Source organism: Acidovorax sp. 99, assembly GCF_003096455.1.
GTDB classification, from domain to species: domain Bacteria; phylum Pseudomonadota; class Gammaproteobacteria; order Burkholderiales; family Burkholderiaceae_C; genus Acidovorax; species Acidovorax delafieldii.
The window spans coordinates 712,238-738,041 of record NZ_QEKU01000001.1; the positions used below are offsets into that span (position 1 = coordinate 712,238).

21 protein-coding genes are annotated in these 25,804 nt (G+C 66.8%); 16 read left to right on the forward strand and 5 right to left on the reverse strand.

What is annotated here, in order from left to right; all coding sequences use genetic code 11:
- The first annotated feature begins 49 nt into the window (after nt 1-49).
- The 8 genes from C8C95_RS03390 to C8C95_RS03425 all read left to right on the forward strand — a co-directional run bounded on the left by C8C95_RS03390 (nt 50) and on the right by C8C95_RS03425 (nt 11,269).
- Nucleotides 50-877: a proteasome-type protease gene (locus tag C8C95_RS03390; RefSeq protein WP_056067065.1), complete on the forward strand. Its 828-nt coding sequence runs from the start codon at nt 50-52 to the stop codon at nt 875-877.
- Nucleotides 878-958: 81 nt separating this feature from the next.
- Nucleotides 959-1,780, forward strand: a complete 822-nt coding sequence (locus C8C95_RS03395; RefSeq protein ID WP_116750120.1) for an alpha/beta hydrolase — start codon at nt 959-961, stop codon at nt 1,778-1,780.
- A gap of 174 nt (nt 1,781-1,954) precedes the next feature.
- The gene (locus C8C95_RS03400; RefSeq protein ID WP_116747648.1) at nt 1,955-2,776 is read left to right on the forward strand and encodes a carotenoid biosynthesis protein; all 822 of its coding nucleotides are present in this window, start codon (nt 1,955-1,957) and stop codon (nt 2,774-2,776) included.
- Nucleotides 2,773-4,269: an oxygenase MpaB family protein gene (locus tag C8C95_RS03405; RefSeq protein WP_116747649.1), complete on the forward strand. Its 1,497-nt coding sequence runs from the start codon at nt 2,773-2,775 to the stop codon at nt 4,267-4,269. Before C8C95_RS03400 ends, C8C95_RS03405 begins: the two co-directional genes overlap by 4 nt.
- Nucleotides 4,270-4,280: 11 nt before the next feature.
- The gene (locus tag C8C95_RS03410) at nt 4,281-6,062 is read left to right on the forward strand and encodes a diguanylate cyclase (protein ID WP_116747650.1); all 1,782 of its coding nucleotides are present in this window, start codon (nt 4,281-4,283) and stop codon (nt 6,060-6,062) included.
- Nucleotides 6,059-7,858, forward strand: a complete 1,800-nt coding sequence (locus C8C95_RS03415) for a diguanylate cyclase (protein WP_347707479.1) — start codon at nt 6,059-6,061, stop codon at nt 7,856-7,858. Before C8C95_RS03410 ends, C8C95_RS03415 begins: the two co-directional genes overlap by 4 nt.
- On the forward strand, nt 7,855-9,651 hold the full coding sequence (locus C8C95_RS03420) for a diguanylate cyclase (RefSeq protein WP_116747652.1): 1,797 nt from the start codon (nt 7,855-7,857) through the stop codon (nt 9,649-9,651). Before C8C95_RS03415 ends, C8C95_RS03420 begins: the two co-directional genes overlap by 4 nt.
- Nucleotides 9,652-9,781: 130 nt before the next feature.
- Entirely contained in the window at nt 9,782-11,269 is a 1,488-nt protein-coding gene (locus C8C95_RS03425; RefSeq protein WP_116747653.1) for an FAD-binding oxidoreductase, read from the forward strand.
- Between the two features lie 44 nt (nt 11,270-11,313).
- Here the strand turns inward: C8C95_RS03425 and C8C95_RS03430 are convergent, their stop codons facing one another.
- The 3 genes from C8C95_RS03430 to C8C95_RS03440 all read right to left on the reverse strand — a co-directional run bounded on the left by C8C95_RS03430 (nt 11,314) and on the right by C8C95_RS03440 (nt 14,537).
- Nucleotides 11,314-12,639: a diguanylate cyclase gene (locus C8C95_RS03430; protein ID WP_116747654.1), complete on the reverse strand. Its 1,326-nt coding sequence runs from the start codon at nt 12,637-12,639 to the stop codon at nt 11,314-11,316.
- Nucleotides 12,640-12,808: 169 nt separating this feature from the next.
- Nucleotides 12,809-13,702 carry a MipA/OmpV family protein gene (locus C8C95_RS03435; protein WP_056067039.1) on the reverse strand — a complete coding sequence of 298 codons (894 nt, stop codon included), beginning with the start codon at nt 13,700-13,702 and terminating at the stop codon, nt 12,809-12,811.
- Between the two features lie 10 nt (nt 13,703-13,712).
- Nucleotides 13,713-14,537 (reverse strand): undecaprenyl-diphosphate phosphatase, encoded by an 825-nt coding sequence (locus C8C95_RS03440; protein ID WP_056067100.1) that lies wholly within the window; start codon nt 14,535-14,537, stop codon nt 13,713-13,715.
- A gap of 217 nt (nt 14,538-14,754) precedes the next feature.
- Here C8C95_RS03440 and C8C95_RS03445 point away from each other — a divergent pair, with 217 nt between their 5' ends.
- From C8C95_RS03445 to C8C95_RS03480, 8 genes are all read left to right on the forward strand, one after another.
- On the forward strand, nt 14,755-15,165 hold the full coding sequence (locus tag C8C95_RS03445) for a DUF2306 domain-containing protein (RefSeq protein ID WP_056067036.1): 411 nt from the start codon (nt 14,755-14,757) through the stop codon (nt 15,163-15,165).
- Nucleotides 15,166-15,205: 40 nt separating this feature from the next.
- On the forward strand, nt 15,206-15,775 hold the full coding sequence (locus C8C95_RS03450; protein WP_116747655.1) for a DUF6622 family protein: 570 nt from the start codon (nt 15,206-15,208) through the stop codon (nt 15,773-15,775).
- Between the two features lie 36 nt (nt 15,776-15,811).
- Nucleotides 15,812-16,105, forward strand: a complete 294-nt coding sequence (locus C8C95_RS03455; protein WP_116747656.1) for a 2TM domain-containing protein — start codon at nt 15,812-15,814, stop codon at nt 16,103-16,105.
- Between the two features lie 52 nt (nt 16,106-16,157).
- Entirely contained in the window at nt 16,158-17,231 is a 1,074-nt protein-coding gene (locus C8C95_RS03460; RefSeq protein WP_116747657.1) for a dienelactone hydrolase, read from the forward strand.
- 109 nt (nt 17,232-17,340) lie between these two features.
- Complete coding sequence (locus C8C95_RS03465; protein WP_243415620.1) at nt 17,341-18,303, forward strand: alpha/beta hydrolase; 963 nt, start codon at nt 17,341-17,343, stop codon at nt 18,301-18,303.
- Nucleotides 18,304-18,385: 82 nt separating this feature from the next.
- Entirely contained in the window at nt 18,386-18,682 is a 297-nt protein-coding gene (locus C8C95_RS03470; RefSeq protein WP_116747659.1) for a 2TM domain-containing protein, read from the forward strand.
- On the forward strand, nt 18,679-19,767 hold the full coding sequence (locus C8C95_RS03475) for a histidine kinase (protein WP_116747660.1): 1,089 nt from the start codon (nt 18,679-18,681) through the stop codon (nt 19,765-19,767). The genes C8C95_RS03470 and C8C95_RS03475 overlap by 4 nt, the downstream gene beginning before the upstream one ends.
- A complete protein-coding gene (locus tag C8C95_RS03480) occupies nt 19,764-20,639 on the forward strand; it encodes a LytTR family DNA-binding domain-containing protein (RefSeq protein WP_116747661.1) in 876 nt (291 codons plus the stop codon). The genes C8C95_RS03475 and C8C95_RS03480 overlap by 4 nt, the downstream gene beginning before the upstream one ends.
- A gap of 46 nt (nt 20,640-20,685) precedes the next feature.
- Here C8C95_RS03480 and C8C95_RS03485 read toward each other — a convergent pair whose 3' ends face one another.
- Both C8C95_RS03485 and C8C95_RS03490 read right to left on the reverse strand, forming a co-directional pair.
- Complete coding sequence (locus C8C95_RS03485; protein WP_116747662.1) at nt 20,686-22,149, reverse strand: efflux transporter outer membrane subunit; 1,464 nt, start codon at nt 22,147-22,149, stop codon at nt 20,686-20,688.
- Nucleotides 22,146-25,319, reverse strand: a complete 3,174-nt coding sequence (locus C8C95_RS03490; protein ID WP_116747663.1) for an efflux RND transporter permease subunit — start codon at nt 25,317-25,319, stop codon at nt 22,146-22,148. The genes C8C95_RS03485 and C8C95_RS03490 overlap by 4 nt, the downstream gene beginning before the upstream one ends.
- Nucleotides 25,320-25,804: the final 485 nt, after the last annotated feature.

Sequence of the window (25,804 nt, forward strand, 5' to 3'; positions counted from 1 at the left end):
AGGCGACTAAACTCGCGGGTTACCTCCAAACAACAACCCCCATTGCTCCATGACGTACTGCGTCGCCATCAAACTCAACGCCGGGCTGGTTTTCCTGTCCGATTCCCGCACCAATGCCGGCCTGGACCAGATCAGCTCATTTCGCAAGATGATGGTCTACGAGAAGGCGGGTGACCGCTTCATGGTGCTGCTGTCGGCGGGCAACCTGTCCATCTCGCAATCGGTGCGAGAGATCTTGCAGACCGAACAGATCAAGGACGGCGAGTCGGGCGAAGCCATCACCATCTGGAATGCCAAAAGCATGTTCGATGCCGCCCGCGTGCTGGGCGCCGCTGTGCGCCACGTGCACGAGCGCGACGGCGCAGCCCTCAAGCGCTCGGGCGTGGACTTCAATGTGTCCATGGTGTTTGGCGGCCAGATCAAGGGCGAGGGCATGCGCCTGTTCCAGGTGTACTCGGCAGGCAACTTCATCGAGGCCACGTCCGAAACACCATACTTCCAGGTTGGCGAATCCAAATACGGCAAACCCGTGCTCGACCGCGTGCTCACGCCCGAGACCCCGCTGGACGAGGCTGCCAAGTGCGCACTGGTGTCGATGGACAGCACGCTCAAGTCCAACCTGTCGGTGGGCCTGCCGCTGGACCTGGTGGTGTACGAGGTGGACCGCTTTGCCACCGACAAGGTTATCTGCATCGACGAGAACAACCCGTACTTTCGGATGCTGCACGACAGCTGGGGACAAAAGCTGCGCCAGGTGTTCGACAGCATCGAAGACCCCGCCTGGACCGGCGGCGCTACCGAGGTGCCGATCATGGTCAGCCCGGCGCGCAGCAAGCCACTCAAGAAGATCACCAACCATACCGACCGGCTGATCTGACGCCCTGCAGGCCAGCGCACCCCACGGCACCCGGCCGCGTGCGCGCCTGCACCCCGGCCCTGCCACCCCGCCATGCCCTCCATGCTCCCCATCGTTTTCTCGCACGCCAACAGCTTTCCGGCCAGCACCTACCGCGTGCTGTTCAAGCACCTCAAGACCCGGGGTTTTGAAGTCAGCGCGGTCGAACGCTATGGCCACGACCCGCAGTACCCGGTGACCAGCAACTGGCCACACCTGGTGCAGCAACTGGCCGACTTTGCAACGGCGCAGGTGCAGCGCCTGGGCCAGCCGGTGTTTCTGGTGGGACATTCGCTGGGCGGCTTTTTGAGCGTGATGGCCGCCGCCCGCCACCCCGGACTGGTGCGCGGGGTACTGCTGATCGACTCGCCCCTCATTGGCGGCTGGAAGGCCAACGTGGTCAGCGTGGCCAAGCGCACCCAGGTGGTGGGTTCGATATCGCCGGGCCGGGTGAGCCGCCAGCGGCGGTTCAGCTGGGCCAGCAACGAAGAGGCGCTGGAGCACTTTCGCAAGAAGAAGGCTTTTGCACGCTGGCACCCCGATGTGTTGCACGATTACATCACCCACGGCCTGCAAGACCAGGACGGCAAGCGGGTGCTGGGCTTTGACCGCGCGGTGGAAACCGCCATCTACAACACCCTGCCGCACAACCTGGGCCGCCTGCTCAGCAAGCACCCGCTGCAGTGCCCGGCCGCCTTCATCGGCGGACGCGATTCCGAAGAGATGAAGCAGGTCGGCATGGCCATGACGCTGCGTGTCACCGAGGGCCGCACCATGATGCTGGACGGCAGCCACCTGTTTCCCATGGAGCAGCCCGTGGCCACTGCAGCAGCCATTGAAGCAGCGCTGCTCAACTTGGCCATGCTCACGCCCCGCCAGACTTAAGTCGTACTGGCAGATCCCCGCGCAGGGTCGCCTGCGTTCCGCGTTACCACCAAATTCGGACCGTAGGGCGCGGAAAAACGCCCCACACCGCCCCCGGATCAGGGCAAACAGGGGACACACACGCCGCGCCAATCCCCTACACTGGCGAAATTGTTACAGCGTGATACACCCGAAATGTCCGCACAGCCCTCGACGGCCGGGCGCCTACCCGCGCTCAGCTTTGCCTTGCTGGCAGCCTTTGTGATCGCAACGGCGGCACGCACTCACAACGACACGACCATCGCCATCGTCATCGCCTCGGTGCTGATGTTTGCCTGCTGCTGGACCAGTGCTGCGCATCTGCTGGGCACCCGCGCTGCCCTGCAGTTTGTGTTGATCGCGGTCAGCCTGGGCTGGTTTGCCGAACAGATGGGCTCCAGCAGGGGCTGGTTCTTCGGGCACTACACCTACACCGATGTGCTGGGCCCCCGTCTGCTGGACGTGCCACTGGTCATTCCGATGATGTGGTTTGCACTGACGTATGCGGGCTATGTGATCAGCAACCTCATCGTCTGGCAATCGGCGGTGGACGGGGCTCCCGGCCTGGGCAATGCCGCCATGCTGTCATTTCTGGCTGCCATGATCGTGACCGCGTTCGACCTGGGCGCAGACCCCTACTTTGTGTACACCCTCAAGGCGTGGATCATGGCCAAGACCGATGGGGCCTGGTTTGGCGAAACCGTGCAGGGCTTTTTCGGCTGGGTGTTCGTGGCCTTTGTGATCATCTTCAGCTTTCGCATGTCGGTGCGCCAGCTCACCTTGCAACCCGCCAGCCCCTTCTTGCGGCGCCACGCCATGGTGCCGCTGACCATCTACGCGGCTGGCATGGTGTTCCAGATGATTCTGGGCAGCCCGGTGGAAATCCGGACCATTGCAGCCTTTGCCATGGGGATCCCGCTGCTCTGCGCGCTGGCGGGCTTCCAACGCTGGCGCGCACCGGGTAAGGTCGCGGCATGACCGGCAAGCCCCACAACCCTCTGCTGCCGGCTGCCGATCTGGCCCCCATGCAGCACCACGCCGACCCTCTGGCCGACGCTACGATTGCCAGGATCCTTGGGCCCTGGCCCCCCGGCGACGTCGCCGCCGACGCTCCGCAATGGGCGCACATCAACACGGTGAACCTGCTGTTCAGCCAGTGGACCGACAACGCGACGCTGGCCACCTGGCAGGCAACCGAAGGCCCGGTGCAGGTAGGGGATGGTGACAAGGCCACCAAAGGCTATGTGACCGCCGAGATGGCCAAGGCGCTCAACGACTATGTGCAGGCGGCGCAGGTGCTGCCGTCCTGGGCCGATACCCGCAAGATCGAGCGCGCCGAAAAACTCTTCATGGACCACGGGGCGCTGTCTTGCATCCTGCTGTTCTGTGCCAGCCTGCCCGAGTGTTACGTGGTCCCGGACCTGTCGAGCGTGCTACACACGACCGGCCAGCTGGAACAGAACACCGAATACCGCATCCGTTCCACAGCGGCCATGATCTTCCCGGTGATGCTCCACGGCGGCCTCAGCACAACAGGCGCGGGGGTGGCGCAAGTGCTCAAGGTGCGGTTGATCCACGCCACGGTGCGCAACCTCATCCTGCACGGCAGCCCCCAACATGCCATGGCGCAATGGCAGGCGGGAGGAGACGGACTGTTGGTGCCGCGCGCCGCACCCGCTGGTGGCGGCCGGTCCGTGATGTACCAGACCCTGTACGCGCGCGGCTGGAACCTGGCCGCCAAAGGCCTGCCCTGCAATCAGGAGGAGCTGGCCTACACACTGCTGACCTTCGGCTACGTGTTCCTGCGCAGCATGCGCCGGCTCGGCCTCGGGTTGCCACCCGGCGACGAAGAAGCCTACCTGCACGCCTGGAACGTGGTGGGCCACGTTCTTGGCATCGACCGCTCCCTGATGGTGGAAACGATGGCGCAGGGCGATGCACTGATGGCACTGATGCAGGCCCGCGGCCGCGCAGAGCCGGTCACCCCCGACCCGCGCCCGGCCCTGGGGCAGGCCCTGATGCAGACCATGGCCAACGCGCTGCCCTGGCGCATCGTCAAGCCCTTCCCGCAGCTCATGACCCGTTACCTGTGCGGGCGAGAAACCGCCGAGGACCTGGGGTTGAACCAGCCCGTGCCTTGGCTGTCGGCCTTGCTGTTCTGGTGCGTTCTGCTGCTGGCCCGCGCCATCGATACGGTGGTGGGTTTGCTGCTGCCACGTTTTTCGATCGTGCGCATGCTCACGCGGGCGCTGGGCTACCACTTCATGAGCCGGGTGCTGATGAGCCAGACGCGCCCGCTGCAACTGCCCACCGAACTGCTCAACCAGGTGGACACCGTGGTGCACAGCTGGAGCGACGACCCCCATGCCCCCGGCTGGCTCAACCGCATCGAGGATCGGCTGACCACCTCTGGCAGCTGGAGCCGGGGCCTCGCCAGCAAGGCCCAGTCAACACAAGCCACCACGCCATAGCCCCATCGCCCATGCTTCCCGCGCTGCGCAACCTCCCGATACTGGCCCGCCTGTGGCGTGCGGGTTGCGGCGTGGCGAGCGTGGTGCTGTGCCTGCTGGTGCTCACCACATTGCCCGGGCAAGTGCAGGCAGGCGAGCCTTTGGTGCTCACACACGACAGGCCGGAGGTGGACGCCTGGGAAGCCATCACACTCCAGGCCGACCCCACCTACCAGCTCTCGGTCGAGAACATGTTGAACCGCCTGGGCGAATTCAAACCGCCGGTGCGCCCTGGCAACTCGCTGGGCGTGCACAAGGCGGCCATGTGGCTGCACATTCCCATCGTTGCGCGAGAGGCGCAGCGCACGTCCTGGGTTGTCAACCTCGGCTACAGCTCGCTGAGGGCCGACCTGTATCTGGCCCAGGGAGGCAAGGTGCTGCAGCAGGCCCGCGCACGCCAATCCGATCCAGCGCAACTGGCAGGCCGAACGCCCGCCATGGCCTTCGACGTGCAGCCCGGACAACAGTACGACCTGCTGGTACGCGTGCAGGCCACGGGCCCGCTGATTCTGCCCATCACGGTCAGCGAAATGCCCATTCACCTGCGCCAGGCCCTGCGTGAGCAGATGCTGCAGGGCCTGCTCAACGGGCTGGCCTTCTGCCTCTTCGCGTACAGCCTGATCCAGTGGGTCACGCAGCGTGATCGCATGTTCGGCTTTTATGCGTTGGTGGTGCTGGGCAGTGCGGGCTTTTCGCTGCAGTTCTTTGGCGTCGGCCCGCAGTATCTGTGGCCCGATAACCCGTGGATGGACCGGTATTCGGGTCCGGCAGCAGGGCTGATGGCGCTGGCGGGATCGTTTCTGTTCCTGGGCCACACGCTGGCCGGCGACACGCCTGGCAGCCGGTATGCGCGCACCATGCGAGTAGGCGCGGCAGTCACCGCAGCGGTCTGTATCGCGTTGGTGGTGGGCTGGTTGACCGTGCCCCTTGCCATTGCCTTCATGAGTCTGGCGGGGGCCCTTCCCTCGCTCATCAGCCTGCCTGCTGCCATGGCGCGAGTGCGGCACAAGGACCCCATTGGCGCCACCCTGCTGGTGGCGTGGATCGCCTTTGGCGTGGCCGCCGGAACGATGGTGTGCCTGGTGCAAGGCTGGATCCCTGCCAATTTCTGGACACTGCACTCGTTCCAGATTGGCGCCACGCTGGACATGCTGCTGTTCTTTCGCGTGATGGGCTTGCGCGCCCGCGCGGCCCAGGCACAGGCCCAGGAGGCCATGCGCGAGCGGGATCTGATGCAGTCACTGGCCAACACCGATCCACTCACCGGCCTGAGCAACCGGCGCGGCCTCCAGCACGCATTGCACGCCGCGCTGGCCCACTGTTCCCCGCAGCGGCTGGTCGCGGTCTATCTGATGGACCTGGATGGATTCAAGCCCGTCAATGACGCGCACGGCCACGATGTGGGCGACGACCTGCTGGTGGCCGTGGGCCACCGCCTCCTGGCCAATGTGCGGCATCAGACCGACCTGGTCGCTCGGCTCGGCGGTGACGAATTCATCATCATGGCCCGCGACCTGGCCACGCCCGAGCAGGCGGAGGACCTGGGCCGCTCGCTCTTGCGGGCCTTTGAGCACCCTTTTACGCTGAGCCATCTGCGCATCCAGGTGGGCCTGACCATCGGGTACGCGCTGGCCCCCCTCGACAGTGACGACCCGCAGGGCTTGCTGCGGCATGCAGACGCCGCGATGTACGCGGGCAAACAAGGCGGCAAGCACTCCGTGCGGCGCATCCCCGCCAGGGCAGCACTGGCATGACGACGATGCATCGCAACGCCCTGCTCCCCGGCCGGCCGACACCCTGGCGCCCCCTGCTGTGGCTGCTGGTACTGGCACTGTGGCAGGTGCTGGCTCTGCCCACTGCGCGGGCCGCTGACCCCAGCCCACTCGTGCTGCCAGCCGATGCCCGCCCGGTGAACGTGTGGTCGGTGGCCACGTTGCTGGCCGACCCATCTTTGCAATGGGGCGTGCAAGATGCACTGGAACGCTTGCATGACTTTGCAGAGCCCCCCAGCCGTGGCGGCAGCCTGGGTGTGCGCAAGGAGGCCATCTGGCTGCGCGTGCCGCTGATGTCCCGCGTGGCGTCGGGCAATGAATGGATCGTGAACATCGATTTTGCGGTGCTCAACGAAGTCGACATCTACCTGACCCAGCAAGGCCGGCTGACTCAACACGCTGCGCTGGGCAACCTGCGCCCCTATTCCGAGCGCCCGCTGCGGGGCCGTACTCCGGCGATGACGCTGGACCTGGCGGCCGACACTCCCTATGAACTGCTGATCCGCGTGCAGACCTCGGGCGCGATGATCGTGCCCATCACCCTGAGCAAGGCGCCCTACCTGGTGCACCGGTCGCTGCGTGAGCAGATGTTCCAGGGCGTGCTGGCCGGGCTGGCCCTGTGCCTGGTGGTCTACAGCTTCACCCAGTGGGTCAGCCAGCGCGAAAAGCTGTTTCTCTACTACTGCATGCTGGTGGTGGGCAGTGCTGGGTTCTCGCTGCAGTTCTTCGGCGTTGGCACCCAGTTCCTCTGGAGCGACCGGCTTTGGATCGAAGTCCACGCAGCAGGGGCGGCGGGGCTGCTGGCCATTGCGGGCTCGTTCTTGTTCATGGGCCATGCGCTGATGGGCCACATGCCACACAGCCGGTTCCTGAGGGTGATGCAGGCGGGAGCAGTGCTGAGCCTGGTGCTGCTCGCGGCCTTCCTGGTCGATCTGATCAACACCCGGACCACCACCGCCATCATCAGCGTCCTGGGCCCCCTACCCTCTCTCATCAGCCTGCCCATCGCCGTAGCGCGGGCACGCCGGGGGGACTCCGTCAGCACCACGTTGCTCGCAGCCTGGGTTGCGTACTTCACGGCGGCCGTGACCATGGTGTGCCTGGTGCAAGGCCTGCTGCCGGTCAACTTCTGGACGCTGCACTCCTTCCAGCTCGGCGCTGCGGCTGACATGCTGCTGTTCCTGCGGGTGCTGGGTCAACGCTCTGCCGCCTTGCGCCACGCGGCCTCTGAAGCGCTGCGCGAGCGCGACACCATGCGCTCGCTGGCCTACACCGACTCACTGACCGGACTGTGCAACCGCCGCGGCATGCAAATGGCGCTGCAATCGGCGCTGGCGCAGGCCAGCCCCCAACGCTTGGTAGCGCTCTACCTGATGGACCTGGACGGTTTCAAGCCAGTCAACGACACCTATGGCCACGATGTGGGCGACGACCTGCTGGTGGCGGTGGGCCACCGGCTGGAGGCCAATGTGCGACAGCACACCGACCTGGTGGCAAGGCTGGGCGGGGACGAATTCATTGTCATGGCGCGCGAGCTGGCCACCCCCGAACAAGCCCAGGAATTGGGGCGGGCCTTGCTGCATGCATTTGAAAAGCCGTTCCGGCTGAGCCACCTCTCCATCCAGGTGGGCCTGACCATCGGCTACGCGCTGGCACCGCTGGACAGTGACGATGCACAGCACCTGGTCCGGCTCGCGGATGCAGCCATGTATACAGGCAAGGAGAGTGGCAAACACTGCATCCGCCGCAACCCGGGCGAACTGGCGCTGGCCTCATGACGTACACGCGCTTGAGTGGGTTTGTGCATCGCCCGGTTCTTGCCAGCTGGTGGCGAGTGGCCTGCCTGCTGTCGGCACTGTGTCTTCTGCTGGCAGCCCTACCGACCAGTGCGCGGGCAGCCCCCCTTGAACTGCGGGATGACCTGCTTTCCATCGAGGCCTGGCCCGCCGTCACTGTGCTGCCAGACCCCTCCGGCACCCTGCTCGTGAATGATGTCCTTGCGGAGTTGTCACGCTTTCAGGCCCCACCCGGAACCAGCGGCACCCTGGGCGTGCGGGCCGAGCCGGTGTGGGTACGCATCCCGGTCACCGTGCCCGTGACATCCAACGGCCTGTGGGTGCTGGACATCGACTATCCCGTGCTGCAACGCATCGAGGTGTACCTGGCTGCAGACGGCCATGTGACCCAGCAGGCCACGCTGGGCAGCCTGCAGCCTTACACCCAGCGCCCGCTGCGCAGCCGCACCCATGCACTGCCCGTGGCCATGTTGCCCGGACACACCTACGACCTGCTGCTGCGCGTGGAGACCCGGGGCGCAATGGTGCTGCCCATCACAATGAACAAGCCCACCACCTGGCACAGCAAGGCTCTGAACGAGCAGATGCTGCAGGGCATCCTTACCGGGCTGGCGCTGTGCCTGCTGATCTACAGCCTGGCGCAGTGGCTCAATCTGCGCGACGTGCTGTTCATACAGTACGCACTGCTCATTGCGGGGAGCCTGCTGTTTTCGCTACACCTGTTCGGCCTGGGCACGCAGTACCTGTGGCGCGATATGCCATGGGTGGAGTTGCATGCAGCCAGTCTGGCTGCGCTCACGGCCACCTGTGGCTCCTTTCTCTTCATCAGCCAGGCCTTGGCGGGTGACAGGCCCCGCAGCTGGCTGCTGCGCAGCATGCGTGGCGGCGCAGTGCTGTGCGTGGTGCTGGCTGCTCTGTATGCCCTCGACCTGCTCAGCACCCGCGCAGTGACAGGCATCGTCAGCATCCTGGGGCTGGTGCCAGCGCTCATGGGCATTCCGGGGGCGGTGCGCCGCGCAAGGCTGGGCGACCCGGTGGGCTCCACCCTGCTGCTCGCCTGGCTGTTGTATTTTTTGGCCACCGCCACGGTCATTGGCGTGATCCAGGGTTGGGTGCCGGTGAACTTCTGGACCTTGCACTCGTTCCAGTTTGGCGCCACGCTGGACATGCTGCTGTTCATGCGTGTGCTGGGCTTGCGCACCAAGGCGCTGCGGCTGGAGGCGCTGGACGCCAACCGCGAGCGCGACGTGATGCGCTCACTCGCCCACACCGATCCGCTCACCGGCCTGCCCAACCGGCGCGGGCTCAATATCTCGCTCGCATCGGCCCTGTCGCGCTGTAGCGCAGAAAAAATGCTGGCTGTGTACGTGATGGACCTCGACGGATTCAAGCCCGTCAACGATCAGCATGGCCACGACGTGGGCGACGAGCTGCTCGTGGCCGTGACCCGGCGCCTGCAAGGCCATGTGCGCCAAAGTGACCTGGTGGCTCGCCTGGGTGGCGACGAGTTCGTGGTGATGGCTGGACAGCTGCACAGCCTGCAGCAGGCGCAAGAGCTGGGCCACAAGCTGCTGGATGCATTCCGCTCACCGTTTTCGCTGAACAACGTGCAGGTGGAGATCGGTCTGACCATTGGGTATGCCATCGCGCCGCACGACAGCACCGACGCCATTGGCCTGCTCAAGCTGGCCGATGCCGCCATGTACAGCGGCAAACAGGGCGGCAAGTTCTGCCTGCGGCGCAACACGGGCGACCTCGCGCTGTCGTCGTCCTGAGATCGTTTTCACGATCCGGAGGTGGTTGCCCAGCAGCGGGCTGAAAGACACGCCTGCCATTTCCCTCTGGTCAAAGCGCTCCTGCTCCGGTACACCCGGGGCTTCGCAACTTCCTGAAGGATCGCTCGCCATGGCCCATCGCAAAAGTTCGGCCCGCCTTGCCAAAGACGCACGCGTCGCACACTTTTTATCTTTGGCGGCAAAACAGCCGGCGTTGAGCGCTGCGCAGGCCAGCACGCCGGTGCTCACATGGGAGGCGGTGGCCGCTCTGGAGGCGCGCATCGTAGGACGCATCGTGCTGCCCTCCAGCCCCGACTACAACGCAGCGCGGCAGGAGTCAAACCCCGCCTTCCAGTCGTATCCGGAGATCATCGTCTTCTGCGCCTGCGAGAACGATGTGCTGGAGTGCCTGGCCGTAGCCCGCACCTATGGCGTGTGGGTGGCCGTGCGTTGTGGTGGCCACAGCACCGCGGGCTACTCGGTCAACAGCGGCATGGTGGTGGACCTGAGCGACTTGCAGGGCGTGGTTCTGGACCCTGCGCGCGAACGCGTGCACGTGCTGCCGGGCACCGACTTTGACCACTTTAACGGTGCCATGAACCACACGGGCTGGCACGTGCCCACGGGCGCCTGTGGCAGCGTGTGCGTGGGGGGCTTTGTACAAGGTGGCGGCTACGGCTACACATCGCGCGCGTTCGGCATCCAGAGTGACCTGGTCGATTCCTTCCGTGTGGCGCTGGCCGACGGCACCATCGTCACCGCCAGCGCGCAGGAGCATTCCGACCTTTACTGGGCCCTGCGCGGCGGCACGGGCGGCAACTTTGGCGTGGTGCTGCAGGTGACCTACCGCATGCAGCGACTGGACCAGGTCTGGGCCTGGGCCATCAGCTGGGACGCCATGCACGCGGCCCAGGCGCTCACGCTGATGCAGGCCGCCTACATGAAGACCGGTGCGCCCGACGCATTGGGCTACATGATGAACCTGGGCTTCCAGAACGGTGTGCCGGTGTACATGGTGCAGGGCATGTTCTGCGGCAGCCGCGAGGACGGGCTGGCAGCCATTGCACCGCTGATGGCCATCCCCAGCGCGCAGCTGCTGGTGGACAAGACCGGCACCTACCCCGACATGAACGTGTGGCTGGAAGACCACCCCTACACGCTGCCCGACAACCTGCCGGACGGGATCGCCGAAACCAAGGCCAGCGGATACATCAACACCAAGCTCTCGCCCGCCGACTGGCAGCGCATCATCGACTACTTCAAGACCTCGCCCAACCCCTGGTCGCTGGCCTATCTGGAGCCCTACGGTGGCGCGATCAACCGCTACCCGGTGGCCGACAGCGCCTTTGTGCATCGCAATGTCGACGCCGACCTGGTGGTGGATGTGTTCTGGCGCAACCCGGCGGAGCGCGCCCAGATGGAAGCCTGGCTTGACGGCTTCATGCAGCTGGTGCAGCCCTTCCTGAACGGCCACGTGTACCAGAACTACCCGGATGCGCGGCTGGCCGACTTTGCCTCCGCCTACTGGGGCCCGGCCTACCCGCAGCTTCAGCGGATCAAGGCGGCCTACGACCCCGGCAACTTCTTCCACTTCCAGCAAAGCATCCGACTGCCGTGATACCGCGCCCCTGCTCTGCGGGGGCGCAGAGGGAGGAAAAGGGCTCAGGCCGTCAACGCGTAATGCAGACGGCCCTTACCCGCCCGTTTGGCTGCGTACATGGCCTGGTCGGCACGGTTCATCAGCGCGTCGATGTCTCCCTCCAGCGGGGGGTACACCGCCACACCAATGCTGGCGCCAATGCGCAGCTCGCGCCCGTCCACCGTCATGCCCTGCTGCAGGGCGTCGATGATGCGGTGGCCGATGGTGTCGGTCACTTCGCGGGTCACCTCGTGGTCCAGCATCACCAGAAACTCATCACCGCCCAGCCGCGCCATGGTGTCGCCCGCGCGCACCGTGCTGGCGATGCGCTGGGCCACGATGCGCAGCACCTCGTCACCCGCGCGGTGGCCTTCGGCGTCATTCACGTGCTTGAAACCGTCCAGGTCAATGAACAACAGCGCCACCGACCCCTCAGTGTGCCGCGCATGCAGCAGCGACTGCTCCAGCCGCCCCTGGAACGCGGCCCGGTTGAGCAGCCCGGTCAGTGAGTCGTGGTTGGCCAGGTAGTGCTGCTGCCGCGCGATCTGGATCTTGGCGGAAACATCCTGAACCAGCGCCATGATGGAGGTCACCTGGCCGTCGGCGTCGGTCAGGGCAGAGTTGAACCACTCGCAGTGCACCTCTGTGCCATCGCTGCGCACAAAACAGGTTTCGGCGCGGTTCTGGGACTCCTGGCCGGACTGCAGCCGCTGCAGCGCCTGCTGCAGGCTGTCGTCCATCGAGGCTGGGGCCAGCAGGTCCGTCAGCAGCCGCCCTTCCAGTCCCGCCACATGCAGCCATCCCAGCAGCTGCACCGCGCGCTGCGAGCAATGCAGCAGCTGCAGCTGGTGGTCCATCTCCACCACGGCCAGGGGGCTGTTCTCCATGTGGGACGACAGGCGCTGGTTGGCCGCGCGCAGCGCATTCATGGTGACCTGCAGCTCGTGCACGTCCAGCGCCGTGGTGATGAAACCGTCAATCGCGCCTTGCGGGTTGTGCCAGGGCGTCAGGCAGATGGTGCGCCACTCGTCAAAGCCGTAGGGCGTGCGCAGCATGCGCTGGTACTGCACCCGCTCGCCGCTGAGCACGCGGTTCACAAACGGCATGAACCGGGCGCAGTCCTGCTCGCCATAGACCTCCACCAGTGTCTTGCCGACCAGCTCCTCCGGCACGGTGCCGAACCAGCGCGCGTATTCGTCGTTCACATAGATCATCGACAGGCTGCGGTCGATCACAGCCATGGTGGCGCCTGCGCTGCGGGTGATCACATCAAGCAGGTCCGCCTTGGACCACACCTTTTGGCGGGCGGTCTCCGGGTGCTTGGACAACTCGGGCGCTTCTGGCGTCATGCGGCAATACCCCAGTGGGGGAGAGGATCAGCGAAGGGGCAGCTTCACACACCACGACAGGGTGATGGCACGGGGTGCGGCCGCCTGGGCGTAACTGTCTGTGGGCGGCAGCTTAGCACTTTCGCCAGGCACAACCGCTCCCGTTGAACCCTTGCTACAGCGGATGCGCCTAGCGGCAGCACCGGTAAGCCAGCCCCACGGAGACCGAATAGCCCACCGGCTGCACGGTCAACGGGCTGCGGCGCGCATCGCCCTGCAGCTGGGACACGCGGGCCGCGCCCAGCACCACCCAGTGCCGGTTGAGCGCCGTCATCACCTCCACCCCGGCATCCACGCTGTACAGCCCGCCGCGTGGCTCGAACGCAGGCAAGGGGCTGCTGCCACCAGCCGGCACCCCAAAATGCCCCCGCACGTAGGTGCGGTCCCCAAAGCTCGCGCCCGCCCCGAAGCTGACCTTGGTCTGCTCCGTCACGGGCCAGGTGTAGCCAATGCTGGTAGACCATTGCGCGCCGCCGTCGCGGCCCAGGATGTCTTGCGAAACCCCGGCCCCCACGGCCCAGCGGTCGGTGATGGCATAGCCCGCGCTGATCCGTGCCCGCAGGGTGGACCGCACTGACGGCAACCCCACCAGGATGGGGGCATCCGAGCCGTCACGGCCCTTGTCAATGCGCAAGGCTGCACTCAGGCTGAAGCGGTCGCTCTGCGCCAGCGTGGCGCTGGCGCCGGACTCGCGGGGCCCCAGGCCGTGGCCCATGAAGGCGCTGCCGCGCGAAGTGCTCAGGCGAAACCGGCCGTACTCGATGGCCCAGGCGGGCCGCAGGCTGTTCTTGCGGCCATCGCCCCCGGCGTAGTCGGGGCTGCTGCCCACGATGGCGCCGATCGCGTAGTTGAATTTGGGAGCCGCAGCCTGCTGGCTCTCTGCCTTGTCGGACACCGTGGTTTCGGTGCTGGCCGCCTCTGGCAAGCCTTGGGCACCCACCCAGGGGCTGACCGACAAGCCGGCGAGCGCCAGCGCCCGCAAGGAAATCAAGGGAAAGGAGACCCGACCGGTAATGAAACGCATGGCCCGATTATCAGTCGGCCCACTGCACCCAACCGGTCCACGCGGTCACCAGAACGATGACGCCGAATACGATGCGGTAGTAGGCAAACGGCACAAAACTGTGACTGCTGATGTAGCGCAACAACCAGCGCACACACAGCCACGCGCTGAGGAAGGAGAACACCAGCCCCGTGGCAAACAGCGGAATGTCGGCCGCCGACAGCAGCGCGCGCTCTTTGTACAGGCTGTATACCCCGGCGCCAATCAACGTGGGGATGGCCAGGAAGAACGAAAAGTCCGTCGCCGCCTGGCGCGACAGGCCCAGCAGCATGCCTCCGATGATGGTCGCGCCGCTGCGGCTGGTGCCAGGAATCATGGCCAGGCACTGCACGAGGCCGACCTTGATGGCATCGAGCGGCGTCATTGCGTCCACGCTGTGGATGCGGGTGGCCGAGGGCGGCCGCCGCTCGGCCCACAGGATGATGAAGCCACCAATGATGAAGGTGCTGGCCACGACCACCGGTGTGAACAGGTGTGCCTTGATGGCCTTGCCAAACAGCAGCCCCAGCACCACGGCGGGGACGAAGGCGATGAACACGTTGAGCGCAAACCGCTGCGCCTGGCGCTCGGTGGGCAGGGCCACCAGCGTGGAGCGGATCTTGGCCCAGTACACCAAGATCACCGCAAAAATGGCGCCCGTCTGGATGGCAATGTCAAACACCTTGGCCTTGGCATCGTCAAACCCCAGCAGTGACCCGGCCAGGATCAGGTGCCCGGTGGAAGAGATGGGCAAAAACTCCGTCAACCCCTCGACGACCCCCATGATGGCGGCCTTGACCAGCAATACAACGTCCACGCGCACTCCTTGCAAATAGGTGCGGGATTATCCGCCGTGGGCTCCAGCCCCCCTGGCAAAACGCCCGCCGCGTTGCTTCTGGCAGCCCAATCCGCCCACCACTCACTCCGCGTGGCGGCATTTCACGCCCGGTGGGCTGCATTTCGTCGCAGGGCTGTGGCGCCCCGGGAAGGGCATCGGCACAGTTCGTTCCATCGAACCCGCCAGGAGCCCCGCCATGCAAATCACCCCCGTCATCGCCATCCATCTTGCAGCCGCGCTGGCGGCCGTTGCCATCGGCCCCATTGCCCTGTGGGCCCGCCAAGGGGCCACGCAGCGCCCCCGCCTGCACCGCGCGGCCGGCTACGCCTGGGTCACGCTGATGGTTGCCACTGCCGTGTCGGCCCTCTTCATCACCGGCGGCCCCGGCCCGCGCTGGGGCAGCTTCGGTCTGATTCACCTGCTGATCCCCGTCACCCTGGGCATGCTGGCCATGGCCTTTGTGTTCCTCGCCCGCCGCAACATCGTCGGCCACCGCAAGATGATGCAACGCACCTACATCGGCGCCTGTGTGGTGGCTGGCGGCTTCACGCTGCTGCCCGACCGTTTTCTGGGCCACACGGTCTGGTCCGCACTCGGACTGATCTGACCTCCCCCCTCCATTCATTGTTTACAACAGGACGGCCACCATGCTGCTCAACCTCCTTGTCCAACAACCCCAGATGCTGGGTCGCATCATCGAAAACACGCCCTACTGGGTCTGGGCCCTGCTGGCCGGTCTGCTCTGGCTGGGCGGCAGCCAGCTGCTGGCCCGCAACGTGAGCCTGGTGCGGGCCATGGTCATGCCGGTGGCGATGACCGGCCTGTCGGTGTATGGCATCGCCTCGGCCTTTGGCGGCGCTGGCCAGGCCTTGCTGCCGGTGGCCGCCTGGCTGGTGGCCGCCGTGTTCATCGCCAGCGTGGCACTGTGGCTGCAACCTGCAGCGCCCCAGGGCACGCTGTACGAAAGCAAGTCACGCTGCTTCTACATTCCGGGCAGCGCCATGCCGCTGGCCCTGATCCTGGGCATCTTCCTCACCAAATACCTCGTGGGTGTGGAGCTGGCCCTGCAACCCGCCCTGGCACGCGACAGCGGCTTTGCACTGCAGATCGCTGCGCTGTATGGCGTGTTCAACGGTCTGTTTGCGGCCCGCGCGCTGCGGCTGTGGAAGCTGGTGCAACGCAGCGCCCCCTTGGCCACATCACCCGCCACCGCCTGATCCCCCCGTAACGATCCCTCAGCACAGGAGCCCCCAATGCGCAACCACACCTTCACTACCGACCCCCTCGAACGTCTGGCACGCCGCCGTGCCGGGGCCAAAATGGGCTGGTACATCCATACCAGCGTGTACCTGCTCGTCAATCTGCTGCTGGTCGCACTGTCGGTGGGCAGCGGGCGGCACTGGGCGGTGTTCCCGGCCCTGGGCTGGGGCATCGGCCTGGCCATCCATGGCGTGGTGGTGTTCGTTCTTGCGGGTGGCAGCGACCTGCACGAGCGCATGGTGCAGGCGGAACGCGACCGACTGGCTGCTGCGCAACCCCCCCGCTGATCGGCTGATGATGACTCCTCCCAACAAAAACACGGCCATGACAAAAACCTGGATGGCCTGGTGCCTGGCCTTGCTGGCCGCAGCCGTCATCACAGCCAGCCCCGCCCATGCAGGCGTGGGTCTCGCAGAGTTGCCCGGGCAACAGGGCGACGGCCCCGTCACGGTGTTCTATCCGGCACAAGAGGCCGACCAGCCCGTGCAGCGCGGCCCTTTTGCGCTGCAGCTGGCCTGGCAGGGCACACCCGTGGCGGGTAACGGCCGTCTGGTGGTGGTGTCGCACGGCTCGGGCGGCAGCCCCTGGGTGCACACCGACCTGGCCCGCGCACTGGTGCAGGCCGGGTTCGTGGTGGCCCTGCCCGAGCATGCCGGCGACAACTACAAAGACCACTCCACCCCCGGCCCGGAGAGCTGGAAGCGCCGCCCCGCCGAGGTCTCCCGCGCGGTGGATGCCGTCGCACAGGATGCGCGCCTGGCGCCGCTGCTGGCGCTGGACAAGGTGGGCGTGTTCGGTGGTTCGGCCGGGGGCCACACCGCCCTGGTGTTTGCCGGAGGGCAATGGTCTCCCGCCCGCTTCAAGCAGCACTGCGAGGCCCATCTGGCGGAGGATTTTTCGTCCTGCGTCGGCTTCACCACCCGCCTGCACGGCAACTGGCTGGACAGCATCAAGAAGGCCGTGGCCATCACCATCATCCGCCACCGCTTTGGCGACGAGACGCTGCATGCACACACCGACCCGCGCGTGGCGGCCACGGTGGCCGTGGTGCCGTTTGCGGCCGACTTCGACATGGACAGCCTGACTACCCCCCGCATCGCGCTGGGGCTCATCACTGCGGGCAAGGACGTCAACCAGATTCCACGCTTTCACAGCAGCGCCGTGCTGGCCGCGTGCCAGGACCGCTGCACGCACATTGCCGACCTTCAGGACGGCAGCCACGGCATCATGCTGTCGCCCATGCCGCCCCTGGACCGCATGAACGACCTGACCCGTGAGCTGCTGGGCGACCCGCCCGGCTTTGACCGCAGCGTGCTGCCGCAGGTGGATGCACGGATCGTTGCCTTTTTTATGCAGCACCTGCAACCGCAGCCAACACAGCATGCGCCGCAACTGGTGCCTGCAGCACCTTGAACCATGCCTTCGGGCAGGCATTCGCAAGCAGCTCATCTCCACCACTTCACCCAGACTGCCCGGCACAATGGTTCAGCCCGCTACCCTGCGACGTCGCCGCATCACACCCATGTTCCTGACCATCTTCCTGACCCTGCTCGTCGGCACTGCTGCTCTGGCCGCCGCCATTGCATGGGGCGGCCCACCGCACGTTTCACCGCTGGCCAGCATCAACGACCCTTTCAAGGGCGTGGACTCCCGCGACGTACCTCCCGCACAGCACTACACGGCGCGCGATGGCACTTCGCTGGCCTGGCACAGCTACCGCCCCGCCGGGACAGTGCTCGATGCCCCTCAGCGCCGGGTGGTGCTGGTGCATGGGTCGTCCGCGCGCGGGCAGTCGAACCATACGCTGGCGCAGGCTCTGGCCGCAGAAGGCTATGCCGTGGCCTCCCTGGACATGCGGGGGCACGGAGCCTCCGGCACCCGGGGCCAGGCCGCCTATATCGGGCAGATGGAAGACGACGTCGAGGACTTTTTGCGCGCTGTGCCCCACACGGGCCCGCAAACGCTGATGGGTTTCTCCGCAGGCGGCGGGTTTGCGCTGCGTTTCGCGGGCAGCGCGCGACAGAGCCTGTTTGACCGCTATGTACTGCTAGCGCCCTTCCTGCACCACAACGCCCCCACATCACGACCGGACAGCGGCCGCTGGGCTTCGGTGGGACTGCCCCGGATCATTGCACTCACCCTGCTCAACCAGTTCGGCATCACCCGCTGGAACCACCTGCCCGTGTTGCGCTTCGCGCTGAACGATGTGGCCCGTGAGATGCTCACGCCCCTCTACTCCTATACCGTGGCCACCAACTTCCGCCCTCACGACGACTACCAGGTCGACATCCGCAATGCCCGGGGCGCGGTCTGCATCGTGGCCGGGCAGGACGACGAGCTTTTCTATGCCGACCGCTTTGCCGACCTGTTTGCCAAGGCAGGCAAGCCCGTGCCTGTCACCCTGGTGCCGGGGGTGAACCACATCGGGCTGACGCTGGATGCGCAGGCCGTGGCCACCGTGGCCCGGCTGAACTGCCCGGCATGACAAGCATGTCAGCCGACTAACGCACCGCCCCTAGAATTCTGATGCTACCGCCCTTCCCCCGCACCAACCACCGCATCGCCCCATGTCCACCCCTTTGAGCCCCCAAGAACTGGATGCGCTGGCCCGCCGCCGCGCCAACGCCAAGCTGGGCTGGTACGTGCATGCACTGGCCTTCGTGCTGGTCAACGCCCTCATCTTTGCCATGTCGCGCTATGCGTTTGGCACCCGCCCGTGGTCGGTGTACCCGCTGCTGGGCTGGGGGCTGGGGCTGGTGCTGCATGGGGTGTCGGTGTTTTTGCTGGGCACTGGCAGCGGCCTGCGCGAGCGCATGGTGCAGCGCGAGCGCGAGGCCCTGCAGCGCCGCCAAGACCGGCCATGAAGCTGCGCCACGAGTTCAACGGGGTCAGCAAGCTGCGGCACTACCTGCAGGTGGTGGCCTTCACACTGGTCGTGGCCACCATCCAGTGCACGTTCATGCCCGACAAGCCCTATGGGCCGCCCGTGGTGTATTCGGTGCTGATCGGCACCTTCACCTGGGCCATCATCGACCTCGGGCGGGAGTTGATACCGTCCGCCGCCGAAACGGGCTGGCCACACGGCTGGCAGGGCATTGCGCTGGTCCTGGTGGGCATCGTCGTGGGTTACCTGGCGGGCACCTTGCTGGCCGACGCGCTATGCGTGCACTACTTTCACTTCTACCCGCCGGGGGCGTTGATCTCCGGTGCAGACCAGCGCACGTCCATCCTCATCACGGCCATTGCCGGGCTGGTGGGCACGTTCTACTTCTACGCCGTCAACAAGTCGGCCTACCTGGAAAGCAAGATGGCCGAGGCGCGCATGCACGCCAGCGAATCGCGCCTGAAGCTGCTGGAGACCCAGCTGGAACCCCACATGCTGTTCAACACCCTGGCCAACCTGCGCGTGCTCATCGGCACCGACCCGGCCCGGGCGCAGCACATGCTGGACCGCATGATTGCCTACCTGCGCGCCACGCTCAGCGCATCGCGCAGCACCCAGCACCCGCTGGCGCTAGAGTTTGAGCGCCTGCACGACTACCTGGAGCTGATGGCCGTGCGCATGGGGCAGCGCCTGGCCTACACCCTGGACCTGCCCGATGCCCTGCGCGATGTGCCGGTGCCACCCCTGCTGCTGCAGCCGCTGGTGGAGAACGCCATCCGCCACGGGCTGGAGCCCCAGGTGGAAGGCGGCCACATCACCGTGCGTGCAAGCACCCAGGAGAGCCCCCACGGCCCATTGCTGGTCATCGAGGTCCAAGACACCGGGGCGGGCCTACCCGCCACCCTGCCCACCCCAGGCCCCGGCCAGAGCTTTGGCCTGGCCCAGGTGCGCGAACGCCTGGCCACGCTGCACGGCCCCGCAGGCGCTCTTGAATTGATAGCTATTCAGCCAAACGGTACTAGCGCTACCGTCACTTTTCCCTTGAAATCTGCCGTCACACCATGACAGAGCCCGTCTCACGCGCCCTGATTGCCGAAGATGAACCGCTGCTGGCCGCCGCCCTGCAGCAGGACCTGACCCGCGCGTGGCCGGAGCTGCAAGTGGTGGCCGTGGTGGGCGACGGCCGCTCGGCCGTGCGGCAGGCGCTGGCCTTGCGGCCGGACGTGCTGTTCTTCGACATCCGCATGCCCGGCCAGAGCGGCATCGAGGCGGCCGCCGAGCTGGCCGATGCATGGCCGGATGACCAGCCCTTTCCGGCGCTGGTGTTTGCCACGGCCTACGACCAGTACGCTGTACAGGCGTTTGAAGCCCAAGCGGTGGACTACCTGCTCAAGCCCATCCAGGCCGACCGGCTGGCCCGCACCGTGGCCAAGGTGCAGGGCGTGCTGGCCCAGCGCGCATCAGCCGCTGCGGCAACCGGTGCACCACCCGCTGCACCTTCGACAGCGTTGCCCTCGCCCGAACTCGAAGCCACCATGGCCCAGCTGCGCGCGCTGCTGGGCGCGCCCGGCGTGGGCACTGCACCCGCCGCCGCGCCTGCCACTGCCGCAACGCGGCTGAGCGTGATCCAGGCCAGCCACGGCACGCAGATCCACATGGTGCCGGTGGCAGAGGTGGTGTATTTCGAGGCGGCCGACAAGTACGTGCGCGTGCTCACCGCCGAGCGTGAATACCTGATCCGCACCGCGCTCAAGGAGCTGATCGAGCAGCTCGACCCGCAGGAGTTCTGGCAGGTGCACCGCAGCACCCTGGTGCGCGCCACGGCCATTGCCACCGTCACGCGCGACGAGGCGGGCAAGCAGCACCTGAGCCTGCGCGGGCGGCCTGAGCGGCTGCCGGTGAGCCGCCTCTACGCGCACCTGTTCAAGGCGATGTAGCTGCGCCCGCAGTTCAAGCGGGCCTGACGTGGACTTGACGCGGGCGTCAAGCGGGCGGCAGCGCCTCCCAGCGCCCGGCCACGTTCTTCAGCAGCGCGTTCACGGCCGTCAGGCGGCGGCTTTTTACGTCGATCAGGCTCCGCTGCGATGACAGCACGGTGGTCTGGGCCGCCAGCACGTTCAGGTAGCCCACGGTGCCCGCACGGTACTGGTTCTCCACCACGTCCAGCGCACGCTGGGCGGCGGCGGTGGCCTCGCGCTGCAGCTGCTCCTCCTGCGCCAGCGCAGCGGCGGCCGTGAGGTTGTCCTCCACCTCCTGCAGCGCGGTCAGCACCGTCTGGCGGTAGGCGGCCGTGACCTGCGCGTGGTTGGCACGGGCCGTCTCTACCGCCGCACTGCGCGCGCCGCCGTCAAAGATCGACGCCGCCAGCGCCGGCCCCAGCGACCAGAACAGGTTGGGCGCGCTGAACAGATCCGCCAGCGGCGCCCCCCGGTATCCGCCCGCTGCCGACAGCGTGAGCGTGGGGAAATACGCCGCGCGCGCCACGCCAATCTGCGCGTTGGCCGCCGCCACGCGGCGTTCGGCAGCAGCGATATCCGGTCGCCGCTGCAGCAGGTCGGACGGCAGGGCTTGGGGCACATCGGCCGGTGCGGGCAACGTGGCGGTGGGCTCCAGCGCAAAGGCGGCAGGCGCCTGCCCCAGCAGCGCGGCCAGCGCGTGCTCCAGCTGGCTGCGCGTGGTTTGGGCCTCCAGCAGCTGCACCTGGGTGGACTTGTACTGCGCCTCGGCCTGCGCTACATCGGCGCTGGAGGCCACACCCGCCGCCTGGCGGTTGCGCGTCAGCTCCCAGCTGCGGTCGTAGGCCTTGAGCGTCTCGCCCAGCAGCGCAGCCTGGGCCTCGGCCGCACGCAGTGAAAAATACGTCTGCGCCACGGCCGCCTGCAGCGACAAGCGCGCAGCGGCCAGGTCGTCGGCGCTGGCCTGTGCGCTGGCCTGCGCGGCACTCACCCCGGCGGAGATGCGGCCCCACAGGTCCAGCTCCCAGCTGGCGGTGAGGCCCAGCGAATGGCTGGTGCTGATGCGCGCGGTGCTGCTGCCATCGCCCTGATTGCTCAGCTGCGTGCCGCTGCGGGCACGACTGCTGCTGGCATTGGCCCCCACGGTGGGCAAGGCCGCTGCGCCACTGCTGGTCACGGCCGCCTGGGCCGCGCGCAGGCGGGCGGCGCTTTGCGCCAGGGTGGGGCTGTTGGCATCGGCCTGCTGCTGCAGGCGGTCCAGCACGGCGTCGCCGTACACGGTCCACCAGGTCTCGGGCAAGGCGGTGGAGGCCTGCGGCTGCGCGGGCTTCCAGATGCCCTGGGCCTGGGCGGCGGCTTGCTCTTTGTAGGCAGCCGGAATGTCCATGGTGGGCCGCTCGTACGGCGGCGTCTGCGCGCAGCCCACCAGCCACAGGCCGCTGACCACCAGCGCAGGCCAGGCGACCCGACGTGAAAAAGTGAAAGAGGTCATCCGTCGTTTCCTTGCAATACCACCGGGGCCGCAGGCGCGGCGCCCGCTGGCTTGCGGCGCCGCCCCACCGCCCGCAGCACGCGCGCACGCAGCCGGTCAAGCGCCACATAGACCACCGGCGTGGTGTAAAGCGTGAGCCACTGGCTCACCAGCAGGCCGCCCACAATCGCAATGCCCAGCGGCTGGCGCAGCTCAGCACCATCACCCCGCCCCAGGGCCAGTGGCAGGGCTCCGAAGATGGCGGCCACGGTGGTCATCAAAATGGGGCGCAACCGCAGGTTGCAGGCGCGGTAGATGGCCTGCGCTGCGGTGACGGGCGCCCGGCCCGGCTCGCCCTGCTGGCGTTGCCGCGTGAGGGCAAAGTCGATCATCATGATCGCGTTCTTCTTCACGATGCCGATCAGCAGGATCACGCCAATGAGTGCGATGAGCGAGAACTCCGTCTTGAACAGCATGAGCGCCAGCAACGCGCCCACACCCGCAGACGGCAGCGTGGACAGGATGGTGATGGGGTGCACCAGGCTCTCGTACAACATGCCCAGCACCAGATAGATGGTGATGATGGCCGCCAGGATCAGCAGCGGCTGGCCCGCCAGTGCGTCCTGAAACGCCCCCGCCGTACCGCTGAACGAACCGCGCACCGACACCGGCACGCCCAGCTCAGCCACCGCGTTGTTCACCGCCTCGGTGGCCTGCGACAGCGACACCCCCGGCGCCAGGCTGAAGCTGATGCTGCTGGCGGGCGTGCCCCGGTCGTGGTTGACTGATAGCGGTGTGTTGGTGGTGGTGATGCGCGCAAACGCCGTGAGCGGAATCTGCTGCCCCTGGCTGTTGACGAAGAAGAAGCCCCGCAGCGTCTCGGGGTTCTGCAGGTAGCGCGGCGCGGCCTCCATCACCACGCGGTACTGGTTGAGCGGGTTGTAGATCACGCCCACCTGGCGCTGGCCGAAGGCGTTGTTCAGCGTGGCGTCGATCTGTGCCATGGTCAGGCCCAGACGCGTGACCGCATCACGGTCGATGACCAGCGAGGTCTGCAGGCCAAAGTCCTGCACGTCGCTGTTCACGTCCTCCAGCTCGGGCAGCTGGCTCAGCACCTGGCGGATGCGCGGCTCCCAGGTGCGCAGGTCGCCAATGTCGTCGGCCTGCAGGGTGTAGTCGAAGGATGCACCGCTCTGCCGCCCACCAATGCGGATGTCGCGCTGCGGCACCAGGAACAGGCGCGCGCCCGGCTCGTTCTTGAGCTGCTCGCGCAGCCGCGTTATCACGGTCTCCGAGCTCTCCTGCCCCGGCCCGCGCTTGAGGGTCATGAACATCTGCGCCGCATTGCGCTGCCAGCCGCCTGTGAAGCCGGTCACATGCTCCACGGCCGGGTCGGCCTGCACGATGGACAGGAAACGCTGCAGCCGCTGCTCCATGGCCTGGTAGGACGTGGCCTGGTCGGCGCGGATGAAGCCCGAGATGCGCCCGGTGTCCTGCTCGGGCATGAAGCCCTTGTCGATGGCGGTGTAGAGGGTCACGTTGAGCCCCACCACACACGCCAGCACCAGCAAGGCCACGGGCTGGTGGCGCAGGCACCAGGCCAGGCTGCGGCGGTATAGGCGCATGCCCCGCACCTGCATGCGGTCCACGCAGCGACCGATTCGGTGGCTGAAGGCTGCCGCCCAGCCCCTGCGCCGCGCCGGGGCCGGGCTGTGGGGCTTGAGCAGCGCGGCACACATCATGGGCGTGGTGGTGAGCGACACCACCATCGACACCAGGATGGCCGAGGACATGACGATGGCGAACTCGCGGAAAAACCGCCCCACAATGCCGCCCATGAACAAGATGGGCACGAACACCGCAATCAGCGAGATGCTCATCGACACCACCGTGAAGCCGATCTCGCGCGCACCGTCGAGCGACGCCCGCAGCGCGGTCTTACCCCGCTCCATGTGGCGCATGATGTTCTCCAGCACCACGATGGCGTCGTCCACCACAAAGCCCGTGGCCACCGTGAGCGCCATCAGCGAGAGATTGTCGAGCGTGTAGCCTGCCAGGTACATCACGCCAAACGTGCCTGCCAGCGACACCGGCACCGCCACGCTGGGGATGAGCGTGGCACGCCCGTTGCGCAAGAACAGGAACACCACCAGCACCACCAGCGCCACGGCAATCAGCAGCGCACGTTCCACCTCTTTGACCGAAGCGCGCAGCGTGGGCGTGCGGTCGGACACCACCTCAATGTCGATGGCCGCCGGGATGGAGGCCTGCAGCGCGGGCAGCAGCGAGCGCACGCGCTCCACGGCTTCGAGGATGTTGGCGCCGGGCTGCTTGTACACCTGCAGCAGTACCGCCGGCTTGCCATTGGCCACGCCGAAGTTGCGCACGTCCTGCACCGAGTCCACCACGTCGGCCACGTCTTGCAAACGCACGGCCTGCCCGTTCTTCCAGCGCAGCACCAGGGGCGCATAGTCGGCCGCCACGCGGGCCTGGTCGTTGGTGGCCACTTGCCAGTAGTGGTCTTCCCGCTCCACCGCGCCCAGCGGGCGGTTGGCGTTGGTGCTGGCGATGGCGCTGCGCACCTGTTCCAGCGAGATGCCGTTGGAGGCCAGCCGCACCGGGTCCAGCTCCACCCGCACGGCGGGCAGCGCGCCGCCGCTCACCGTGGCCTGGCCCACACCCTCGACCTGCGAGAGCTTTTGCGCCAGCACGGTGGAGGCCGCGTCGTACATCTGCCCGCGGGTGAGCAGGTCCGACGTGAGCGCCAGGATCATGATGGGCGAGTCGGCCGGGTTGACCTTGCGGTAGGTCGGGTTGCTGGGCATGCCCGTGGGCAGCAGCGTGCGCGCGGCGTTGATGGCGGCCTGCACATCGCGCGCGGCGCTGTCCACGTTGCGGTCCAGGTCGAACTGCAGCGTGATGGAGGTGCTGCCCAGGATGGAGCGCGAGGTGATCTCGGTGACGCCTGCGATGGCGCCCAGCGACCGCTCCAGCGGCGTGGCGACGGTGGCGGCCATGGTGTCGGGGCTGGCACCGGGCAGGCTAGCGCTGACCGAGATGGTGGGGTAGTCCACCTGCGGCAGCGGCGCCACGGGCAGCAGGAAGAACGACACCGCGCCCGCCAGGGCCAGGCCCAGGGTGAGGAGCATGGTGCCGATGGGGCGGTGGATGAAGGGGGTGGAGAGGCTCATGGGTGGGCTCTCCGGGTGGTTTTTGGGTGTTTTTGGCTGGGTGCGCTAGTGGGATATGCGCTGGTAGCTATTGATTTTGTAGCGTTTTGTTGCGTGCGCTGACTGAGCCGCGTGCCTTTGTTGAGGGCGGAGGCCGGGAGTCGCCCGGCGTGCGAGGTACTTTTCTTTGCTTCGCCAAAGAAAAGTACCCAAAAGAAAGGCGACCCCACTGTCTGCGTCCCCTGCGCTTCGCTCCGGGGCAACCTGCGGTGCTCGGGTTTGGCGGGGTCTCGCTCAACTCGCGCCGCTGCGCGTCGCTCAGACACACGCGAGCCCTGATCCGCCAGACCCTGCGCTCCTCGGCGCATCCACAGGGGCAAGGGGAGCAGAACATCCACACGGGCCTTTGCTTCGCTCGGCCCAGTTTGCGCAGCGCGTGGCGCTTGCGCCCGCAAGACGAGGCCGAGCGAAGCAAAGGCCCGAATGGATATTGGCTGTTCGGCTGT

Excerpts from the sequence above, each read along its gene's own strand:
- C8C95_RS03390 (WP_056067065.1), top strand. The coding sequence starts at position 50 with ATGACGTACTGCGTCGCCATCAAACTCAACGCCGGGCTGGTTTTCCTG.
- C8C95_RS03395 (WP_116750120.1), top strand. The coding sequence starts at position 959 with ATGCTCCCCATCGTTTTCTCGCACGCCAACAGCTTTCCGGCCAGCACC.
- C8C95_RS03400 (WP_116747648.1), top strand. The coding sequence starts at position 1,955 with ATGTCCGCACAGCCCTCGACGGCCGGGCGCCTACCCGCGCTCAGCTTT.
- C8C95_RS03405 (WP_116747649.1), top strand. The coding sequence starts at position 2,773 with ATGACCGGCAAGCCCCACAACCCTCTGCTGCCGGCTGCCGATCTGGCC.
- C8C95_RS03410 (WP_116747650.1), top strand. The coding sequence starts at position 4,281 with ATGCTTCCCGCGCTGCGCAACCTCCCGATACTGGCCCGCCTGTGGCGT.
- C8C95_RS03415 (WP_347707479.1), top strand. The coding sequence starts at position 6,059 with ATGACGACGATGCATCGCAACGCCCTGCTCCCCGGCCGGCCGACACCC.
- C8C95_RS03420 (WP_116747652.1), top strand. The coding sequence starts at position 7,855 with ATGACGTACACGCGCTTGAGTGGGTTTGTGCATCGCCCGGTTCTTGCC.
- C8C95_RS03425 (WP_116747653.1), top strand. The coding sequence starts at position 9,782 with ATGGCCCATCGCAAAAGTTCGGCCCGCCTTGCCAAAGACGCACGCGTC.
- C8C95_RS03430 (WP_116747654.1), bottom strand. The coding sequence starts at position 12,639 with ATGACGCCAGAAGCGCCCGAGTTGTCCAAGCACCCGGAGACCGCCCGC.
- C8C95_RS03435 (WP_056067039.1), bottom strand. The coding sequence starts at position 13,702 with ATGCGTTTCATTACCGGTCGGGTCTCCTTTCCCTTGATTTCCTTGCGG.
- C8C95_RS03445 (WP_056067036.1), top strand. The coding sequence starts at position 14,755 with ATGCAAATCACCCCCGTCATCGCCATCCATCTTGCAGCCGCGCTGGCG.
- C8C95_RS03450 (WP_116747655.1), top strand. The coding sequence starts at position 15,206 with ATGCTGCTCAACCTCCTTGTCCAACAACCCCAGATGCTGGGTCGCATC.
- C8C95_RS03455 (WP_116747656.1), top strand. The coding sequence starts at position 15,812 with ATGCGCAACCACACCTTCACTACCGACCCCCTCGAACGTCTGGCACGC.
- C8C95_RS03460 (WP_116747657.1), top strand. The coding sequence starts at position 16,158 with ATGGCCTGGTGCCTGGCCTTGCTGGCCGCAGCCGTCATCACAGCCAGC.
- C8C95_RS03465 (WP_243415620.1), top strand. The coding sequence starts at position 17,341 with ATGTTCCTGACCATCTTCCTGACCCTGCTCGTCGGCACTGCTGCTCTG.
- C8C95_RS03470 (WP_116747659.1), top strand. The coding sequence starts at position 18,386 with ATGTCCACCCCTTTGAGCCCCCAAGAACTGGATGCGCTGGCCCGCCGC.
- C8C95_RS03475 (WP_116747660.1), top strand. The coding sequence starts at position 18,679 with ATGAAGCTGCGCCACGAGTTCAACGGGGTCAGCAAGCTGCGGCACTAC.
- C8C95_RS03480 (WP_116747661.1), top strand. The coding sequence starts at position 19,764 with ATGACAGAGCCCGTCTCACGCGCCCTGATTGCCGAAGATGAACCGCTG.
- C8C95_RS03485 (WP_116747662.1), bottom strand. The coding sequence starts at position 22,149 with ATGACCTCTTTCACTTTTTCACGTCGGGTCGCCTGGCCTGCGCTGGTG.
- C8C95_RS03490 (WP_116747663.1), bottom strand. The coding sequence starts at position 25,319 with ATGAGCCTCTCCACCCCCTTCATCCACCGCCCCATCGGCACCATGCTC.